Below are 8,517 nucleotides of genomic sequence, written 5' to 3'. Positions count from 1 at the left end.
AGGTCATCGCCTACCTGGCTGGCATGTTCGCGCCAGTCCGGCGCCGTCGTGCCGCCGTCCACGCCAATGAACACCAGTCGGTCCTGCCCGGTGAAGTCCAGCACCCGATCCTGGCCAAAATGCTCGCTGAACAGGAAAGTGTCGCGCCCGCCGCCGCCAATGAGCACATCGTTGCCCGCGCCGCCAACCAGCACATCATTGCCGGCGCCGCCCTGCAGTCGGTCGTCACCGCCCAGGCCGAACAGCCACTGGCCCTGGTTGCCCGCCACCAGCTGGTCGCCGGTCTGGGTGCCGTTGAGCGAGGACGCATAGGGCGTGATCTTGCCGCTCTCGAACAGCCCCTGCGCCGCCACCCCATGGCTGACTTCCTTGCTGAAGATCAGCAGGCTCGATTCCTTGCTCACCAGGCTCTCGACATTGCGTACCAGGCTGATGCCGCCCTGGGTGTCGCGCACGTACAGCGTGCCCTCGCCGTCCCGGGCGATGCTCAGGTTGGCCAGGGCGTCCTGCAGCTTCAGGGTGTCATGGCCGGCGCCGCCGTCGATCAGGTTGAAGCCGCCGTCGTCGCGGAAGGTGTCGTTGCCGGCCCGGCCTTCGAGATAGTCGTTGCCACGCCCGCCATGGATCAGGTCATCCTTGTCCGAGCCGATGATGAAGGTGCTGCCCTTGTGCGGTTCAGCGTTGCGGTTGAGATCCTCGACCCAGGTCGAGCCACGGGTCACGTCGGACAGGTTGCTGACCACGATGGTCGAATCACGGCTGGTCCACTGATAGAAGGACGAGCCCAGCACCCTGCCCAGGCCATCGGCATAGGCCGAGGGCAAGTGCGACAGCCAGGTGGCGATGTTGCCGATGGAGAACGGCAGCAGGTTCCAGGCATCGGAGGCGTAATGATCGTTGAAGTTGACGATGTTGTCGGTGGCGGATGCCTTGGCGCCGTCATGCACGCCGAGGGTGCCCCAGGTCGCCGAGGTGCCGTCGAGCACGCGGAACACCGGGTCGTTCTCGTAGCCGATGTTCAGCACCTTGTCGGCGTCGGCGGCCTGGGTCGGCGAGGCGAAGGCGACGTAGCGCGCGTCCTGGTAGAAACCACCCCAGCGCGAGGCGCTCAGGTCGGCCAGGCTGTTGACCGCCAGGCCGCCCAGGCTGTGGCCGCTGACCGTCACGTCGGCGCCGCTCAGGCCATTGGCCTTGGCGAAGGCCGCGACATCGGCCAGCAACTGGCCAAAGGCGTTGCCGGCATAGTCGCGGGCATAGCCGGCCGGGCCGAGCGCCGCCAGCAGGTCGTTGATGGCGTCGCCGATGGTGTCGCCCAGCAGGTTTTCACGCGGGCCGCTGGTGCCGCGGAAGGCGATGCCGATACCACTGAGCTGGCCGGCGGCGTCATAGCGTCCGAGGATTTCCACCTGCGCCGAGGTATAGCCCGGCGCTTCGCCGTGAAAGGTGCCGCGAGCGTCGGTCTTGCCCTGATAGCCCAGTTGCGCCGCGCTGATCGGCGTCCAGCCGGCGGCCTTGACCTGGGCCAGGGCCTTGGCCTCGGAATCGGGGTTCCACGGAATCCCAGGGATCACGCCCTGGCTGTCGGTGCCGCCGATCAAGGCCTTGACCAGGGTGGCCGGCAGGCCGAGGCCGAAGCCGTGCTTCTGGTAACCGGCACTGAAGCCGTCATCGATGCCATGGTAGGCGTAGGTTGCCAAGGCCATGGCGTCCTTGTAGAGCGCGGAAGAGGCAGTACTGTCGAGCTGTCGATAATCGAATACGGGCATGGATCACGTCCCTGTTCTAGGTAGGAAAAGCGCCCGCAGCGACATCGTCCTTGCTGACACGACTGACGGGCGAAAGGCAAAGCTGGCACGGAAGTACCACTTCGTCCACTGCCAAACGGGGGCTACCCTGCCAAAGATGCGCACATAAAAGCTGTACATGCATACAGATAAAACTTGCCTGCGCGGCCTGCCTTGCGCATCCTAGTGCGCAACTTTCACGATGAAGCGTTTCGGCCATGCGCCTCTTTCTCTGCGAAAAACCCTCCCAGGCAAAAGACATCGCCAAGGTACTGGGCGCCCAGCGCCGTGGCGACGGCTGCTGGCAAGGCAGCGACGTCTGCGTGACCTGGTGCATCGGCCACCTGCTGGAAACCGCCCCGCCCGACAGCTACGACGAACGCTACAAGCGCTGGACCCTCGAGGACCTGCCGATCATCCCGGAAAAATGGAAGATGACGGTCAAGCCCAAGACCGCCAGCCAGTTCAAGGCAGTCAAGCGCCTGCTTGGCGAGGCCCGCGAGCTGGTGATCGCCACCGACGCCGACCGTGAAGGCGAGATGATCGCCCGCGAACTGGTCGAGCATTGCCGCTACCGGGGGCCGATCCAGCGCCTGTGGCTGTCGGCGCTGGACGATGCCTCGATCCGCAAGGCGCTTGCTCGCCTGCTGCCGGGCCAGGAAACCTTCAGCCTCTACCATTCGGCCCTGGGCCGCTCGCGGGCCGACTGGCTGATCGGCATGAACATGAGTCGCCTGTTCACCCTGCTCGGTCGCCAGTCCGGCTACCAGGGCGTGCTGCCGGTGGGGCGGGTGCAGACACCGACGCTGCGCCTGGTGGTGGACCGCGATCGCAGCATCGCCGACTTCGTGCCGGTGCCCTACTGGGCCATCGAGGCGCAGCTGCAAAGCGCCGGCAGCGTGTTCAACGCCCAGTGGCGCGCCCCGGAGGATGCCTGCGACGACCAGGGCCGTTGCCTCAAGCAGGAGCTGGCGCGACAGGCCGCCGCCGACATGCAGGCCGCCGGCAGCGCGCGGGTGCTGAAGATCGCCACCGAACGCGTGCGTGAAGCCGCGCCCCTGCCCTTCGACCTCGGCACCCTGCAGGAGCTGTGCTCGAAAAAGCTCGGCCTCGGCGCCCAGGAGACCCTGGACATCGCCCAGGCCCTGTACGAGACCCACAAGCTCATCACCTACCCGCGCAGCGACAGCGGCTACCTGCCCCTCAGCCAGCACGCCGAGGCAGCCGGTATCCTCGCCGCCCTGCAGCGCGCCGACGCCAGCCTCGCCCCACTGCAGGCCTACCTCGATCCACAGCGCCGCTCGCGCGCCTGGAACGACCAGAAGGTCAGCGCCCACCATGGCATCATCCCCACCGCCGCCGCGAGCGACCCGGCGCGCCTGCCGCCCAAGCACAAGGCGGTGTACACCCTGATTCGCGCCCGCTACCTGGCGCAGTTCCTGCCCAACCACGAATACGACCGCACCCAGGCCGAATTCGACTGCGCCGGCCAGGCATTGCGGGCGGTGGGCAAGCAGATCGTCGAACCGGGCTGGCGCCGGGCGCTGCCCGAAGCACTGACCCCGGCCAAAGGTCGCGAGGCGCCACCGGCCCAAGTGCTGCCGGCGCTGCGCGAAGGCCAGGATTGCCAGGTGCAGGGCCTGCAACTCAAAGACCTGTGGACCCAGCCACCCAAGCCCTTCACCGAAGGCGACCTGATCAAGGCGATGAAAAACGTCGCCAAGCTGGTGGACGACCCGCGACTCAAACAGAAGCTCAAGGAAACCACCGGCATCGGCACCGAAGCGACCCGTGCCAGCATCATCCAGGGCCTGCTCGACCGCGGCTACCTGGTCAAGAACGGCAAGGCACTGTCCGCCACGCCCGCGGCCTTCAGCCTGATCGACGCCGTGCCCCGCGCCATCGCCGACCCCGGCACCACCGCCATCTGGGAGCAGGCGCTGGACATGGTGCAAAGCGGCGAGATGAGTCTGGAGGAATTCGTTGCCCGGCAGTCGGCGTGGATGGGCAAGCTGGTGCAGCGTTGCAGCGGCATGCGCCTGACCATCAGCGGACCGGCGGCGGGCAAGGCGGCGGCGCCGTGGAAGAAGAAGCGCAAGAGCGCGGGCAAGGGCAAGGCGACAGCCGGTAAACCTCGGCGCAAGAGCGCGACGCAGTAAGGTGCGATCGCGGGGCAAGCCCGCTCCCACAAGAATGGCGATGACGCCATCTACTGGAACTATGAAAATCCTCTGCTATTTTTTCATGAAAATAATCAGAAAAAATTTCACGAGGCCTCGACATGTTCAAGCAATCCGCCCAGCACGTCGCCAGCTACTACGCCCAGACCTACCCGGTCGCGCTCCCTCTGCGCCCGACATTGCAAGGTAGCCATGAGGCCGATGTCCTGATCGTCGGCGCCGGGTTCAGCGGCCTGCACACCGCCTTGCGCCTGGCCCTGGCCGGTAAGCGTGTCATCCTGCTGGAGGCCAGCCGGGTGGCTTGGGCCGCTTCCGGACGCAATGGCGGTCAGGCGTTGCTGGGCTGGTCCTGCGACATGCCACCGCTGGAGAAAGCCCTGGGCCTGGAGCGCACCCGTCGCCTGTGGGACAGCATGTGCTGGGCGGCCGAGGAAATGCGCGACCTGCCCCAGCGCCACGGCTTCGAGGTGGACTACCGCCTCGGCAGCCTGTGGACCGCCGTGCTGCCACGCCGGGTGAAGCTGCTGGAGCAAGCCCGGGATGAAGCCGCCAACAAGTTCGGCTACGACTGCCTGCGCCTGATCGGGCGCGACGAGCTGCCCGCGTGGATCGACAGCCCGCGCTACCAGGCCGCGCTCTACGACCCCAATGGCGCCCACCTCAACCCGCTGAAGCTCGCCCAGGGCCTGGCCGGCGTCATCGAACAGGCCGGGGGCCGAATCTTCGAGCAGAGCCAGGTGCTCGACTACCGCGAGCAGGACGACGGTTTCGTGATTCGCACCGCCCAGGGCGAAGTACGTAGCGATGTTCTGGTACTGGCGTGCAATGCCTATATCGACGGCCTCGACCGCACACTGTCGCGCCGCCTGCTGCCGGTGGGCTCCTACCAGGTGGCCACGGCACCGCTGGGCGCCGAGCTCGCAGCGTCCCTGCTGCCGCGCAACAGCTGCGTGATCGACAATCAGTTCGTCCCCGACTATTTCCGCCTCACCCCAGACCATCGCCTGCTGTTCGGTGGTGGCTGCACTTACCTGGGCGGTATCCCGAAAGATATCGCCGGTGCCACCAGGCCTTACCTGGAACGGGTCTTCCCGCAGCTGCGCGGGGTAGCCATCGAACACGCCTGGGGAGGTCATATCGATTGCAGCATCCTGCGCACCCCGGACATCGGCCGCCAGGGCCAACGCTACTGGCTGCAGGGCTTTTCCGGCCACGGCGTGCTGCCGACCCTGGCCGGGGCGCGGGCGGTCAGTGACGCGATCCTCGGCGACGACGACCTGCTGGCGTTGTACCAGGGCATCGACAATGGCCGCTTCCCCGGCGGCGACCTGCTGGCCGCGCCGCTGGAAGCGGCGGCCAAGGCCTGGTACAGGATGCGCGACCATGTCTGAGCCGCTCGACGACAGCCAGGTCCTGGCACGACTGGTACGCGACCTGCGCAAGCACCGCGGGCTGACCCTGGACGAGCTGGCCGGACGGGTCAAGCGTTCGCTGGGCTTTCTCTCCCAGGTCGAACGCGGCCTGTCGCGCCCGACCGTGGCCGACCTCACGGCCATCAGCGAAGCATTGCAGGTGCCCACCACCTACTTCTACCAGGCTGTGCCGCCACGGCAGATCGACTGGATCACCCGCCCTGATGAGCGCCGCACGCTGTACTACGCCGCCGGAGTCACCGACGTGCTGGTCTCGCCCACTCTCACCGGCCGCTTCGCCATGCTCGAAAGTCACCTGGCGCCCGGCGCCAGCAGTGGCGAGGGGCATCTGGACGACAGCTCGGAGCAAGGTGGTTTCGTGCTAGAGGGCGAGCTGACCCTGTGGCTGGAAGGTGAAGGCACCGCCATCACCCTGTACCCCAACGACAGTTTCCAGCTGCCACCGCATAGCAAATTCCGCTACGCCAACCTGACCGACCGAACGGCCCGGGTGCTCTGGGTCTTCCGATGAACGCACGGCTATGAGCCCCTGCAAGCAGCCGCCTCTGTGGGAGCAGGTTCACCCGCTCCCACAGGAGGATCGACAATCTCATGTGTTGTTCCAATGGAGCAGAGCAATGACCAGCGACATCCGCTTTCCCGACCGGCCAAGCGAAGTACGCGCCTTTCGTGCCGCACACCCGGACGTGCGCTACGTCGACCTGATCAGCCTGGACATCCCCGGCCACTTCTACGGCAAGCGCTACCCCATCGGCATGCTGGAAAAGGTGGCCGCCGGCAGCCCGCTGAAACTGCCGCAGAACTGCGTGCTGCTCGGCACCCAGGGCGGCTTGTTCCCGATTGGCGACTACTGCTTCAACGACGGCGACCCGGATGCCCCACGCCGCCTGGTACCCGGCACGCTCAAGCCGGTGACCTGGGAGGGTGAGCCACTTGGGCAGATGCTGATCAGCTCCGACGGCACAGCGGCGCCCATCGAGTTCGAACCTCGCGAAGTGCTCAGCCGCGTCCTGCGACGCTTCGAACGCCGCGGCATCCGCCCGGTGGTGGCGTTCGAGCTGGAGTTCTACCTGTTCGACCAGGCACTCAAAGGTGGCCTGCCGCAATTTCCCCGCGACCCGCTCAGCGGTGATGCCGACGATCAGCCGAACATGCACATCGATCGCCTGTCGCGTTTTTCCGGTGTGCTGCACGAGATGGTCGAGACGGCCAATGCCCAGGGTGTGGACGCCAATGTCATCACCGCCGAACTGGGGCCGGGGCAGTTCGAGATCAATTTCGGCCATTGCGACGACGGCCTGCGTGCCGCCGACTGGGCGGCGCTGTTCTGCCGCAGCACCCGTGGCGTGGCGCTCAAGCATGGGCTGCGCGCCTCGTTCATGAGCAAGCCCTACCTGCACGCGCCCGGCAACGGCATGCATGTGCATGTCAGCCTCTACGACCAGGACGGCAACAACCTGCTGGCAGCCGACGCCCAGCGCCCGCTGCGCCACGCCGTCGCCGGCTGCCTGGCCTTGCTGCCGCACTGCATGCCGATCTTCGCCGCCAACCACAACGCGTTTCGCCGCCATGGCGCCATGGTCAACACCGCCAGCCGCGCCAGCTGGGGCTTCGAGGACCGCGACGCCTGCCTTCGCATTCCCGAGTCGGATGCGCGCAACCTGCGCATCGAGCACCGGCTGGCCGGGGCGGACGCCAATCCGTACCTGGTGCTGGCGGCGATCCTCTGCGGCATGGAGCACGGCCTCAATACCGCGCAGGAGCCGATCACGCCGTTGAACGAAGATCGCGGCAGCGGGATCGACTTTCCCAAGGACATGCTCGGCGCAGTGGCGGCGATGCGCGGGCATCCGGCGGTCAATGAGGGACTGGGTCAGGAGTTCGTGATGGTCTATTGCGAGAACAAGCGCCAGGACCATCTGGCGTTCATGCAGGAAGTCAGTGCGCGGGAGTATCGCTGGTTCCTGTAAGCGCTGCTGTCGCCTCTTCGCGGGTAAACCCGCTCCCACAGCTATTTCACCGCGCCAGAATCCGGTGCCATACCTGTGGGAGCGGGTTTACCCGCGAAGAGTCCGGCACTGGCATCACATGCCGCCCAGGATTACCATGCACCACCTCTAGCGCGGCCTTTTGCCGCACCCCGCCTTCCAGCCTGCGCACGCCACTCATGCCCTTCGAACTCACCGTAGAACCGCTCACCCTGCTGATCCTCGCCCTGGTCGCCTTCGTCGCCGGGTTCATCGATGCCATCGCCGGCGGCGGCGGGCTGCTGACCACCCCGGCGCTGCTCACCGCCGGCATGCCGCCGCACCTGGTACTGGGCACCAACAAGCTCAGTTCCACCTTCGGCTCGGCCACCGCCAGCTTCACCTACTACCGACGCAAGCTGTTCCACCCGGCGCAGTGGCGCCTGGCGATCGTCGGCACCCTGGTGGGCGCGTTGATCGGCGCGGTGATCGCCCACTACATGCCGGCCGAGTGGCTGAACAAGATGCTCCCGGTGATCGTCTTCGCCTGTGGCGTGTACCTGCTGTTCGGCGGCACGCCCCCGGCGCCACTGGATGCCGATGCGCCGATCAAGAAGAAATGGCAGTTCCCGCAGGGCTTCACCCTCGGCTTCTACGACGGCGTCGCCGGGCCTGGCACCGGCGCATTCTGGACCGTGAGCACGCTGCTGCTCTACCCCATCGACCTCGTTCGCGCCAGCGGTGTGGCGCGCAGCATGAACTTCGTCAGCAACATCGCGGCGCTGACGGTATTCATTATTTCCGGGCAGGTGGATTACATCGTTGGGCTGTGCATGGGGGTGTCGGTGATGGTCGGGGCGTTCTTCGGCGCACGCACGGCGATCAGCGGGGGCAGCAAGTTTATTCGCCCAGTGTTCATCACCGTGGTGTTGGCGTTGACCGTGAGGTTGGCTTGGCAGCATTGGTTTGGGTAGGGGGCTGGGACTGGGACTGGGGCTGGGGCTGGGATGATTGTTTTGATCTTGCGTGCGCATTCGTAGGCGATGGTGACGCACAGTCACCTTTCCGCCCTTACGGCGGGTCACTTTTTGTCAAACGCGACAAAAAGTAACCAAAAAACGCTGCGTTCCATCATCCGGCCCCTACGCTTCGC

The 8,517-nt window shown here is 66.2% G+C and carries 6 protein-coding genes; 5 read left to right on the top strand and 1 reads right to left on the bottom strand.

The genetic code is table 11. The features are described from left to right. Positions 1–1,766, bottom strand: a 1,766-nt coding sequence (locus tag N5D48_RS24955) for a polyurethanase (RefSeq protein ID WP_279888710.1), incomplete at its 3' end; no start/stop codon positions are given. Between the two features lie 236 nt (positions 1,767–2,002). Between N5D48_RS24955 and N5D48_RS24950 the strand changes: the two genes are divergently transcribed. From N5D48_RS24950 to N5D48_RS24930, 5 genes are all read left to right on the top strand, one after another. After that, the gene (locus tag N5D48_RS24950) at positions 2,003–3,943 is read left to right on the top strand and encodes a DNA topoisomerase III (RefSeq protein ID WP_279888708.1); all 1,941 of its coding nucleotides are present in this window, start codon (positions 2,003–2,005) and stop codon (positions 3,941–3,943) included. Between the two features lie 122 nt (positions 3,944–4,065). After that, on the top strand, positions 4,066–5,355 hold the full coding sequence (locus N5D48_RS24945) for an FAD-binding oxidoreductase (RefSeq protein WP_279888707.1): 1,290 nt from the start codon (positions 4,066–4,068) through the stop codon (positions 5,353–5,355). Beyond that, the gene (locus N5D48_RS24940) at positions 5,348–5,908 is read left to right on the top strand and encodes an XRE family transcriptional regulator (protein ID WP_279888705.1); all 561 of its coding nucleotides are present in this window, start codon (positions 5,348–5,350) and stop codon (positions 5,906–5,908) included. The genes N5D48_RS24945 and N5D48_RS24940 overlap by 8 nt, the downstream gene beginning before the upstream one ends. A 106-nt stretch (positions 5,909–6,014) precedes the next feature. Beyond that, positions 6,015–7,367 carry a glutamine synthetase family protein gene (locus N5D48_RS24935; RefSeq protein ID WP_279888704.1) on the top strand — a complete coding sequence of 451 codons (1,353 nt, stop codon included), beginning with the start codon at positions 6,015–6,017 and terminating at the stop codon, positions 7,365–7,367. A gap of 197 nt (positions 7,368–7,564) precedes the next feature. Beyond that, entirely contained in the window at positions 7,565–8,338 is a 774-nt protein-coding gene (locus tag N5D48_RS24930) for a TSUP family transporter (RefSeq protein WP_279888703.1), read from the top strand. Positions 8,339–8,517 lie beyond the last annotated feature (179 nt).

Source organism: Pseudomonas sp. GD03858 (assembly GCF_029840925.1).
Classification (GTDB): domain Bacteria; phylum Pseudomonadota; class Gammaproteobacteria; order Pseudomonadales; family Pseudomonadaceae; genus Aquipseudomonas.
The sequence above is the reverse complement of the archived record's forward strand: the minus strand, read 5'-3'. Positions and strand labels throughout refer to the sequence as shown.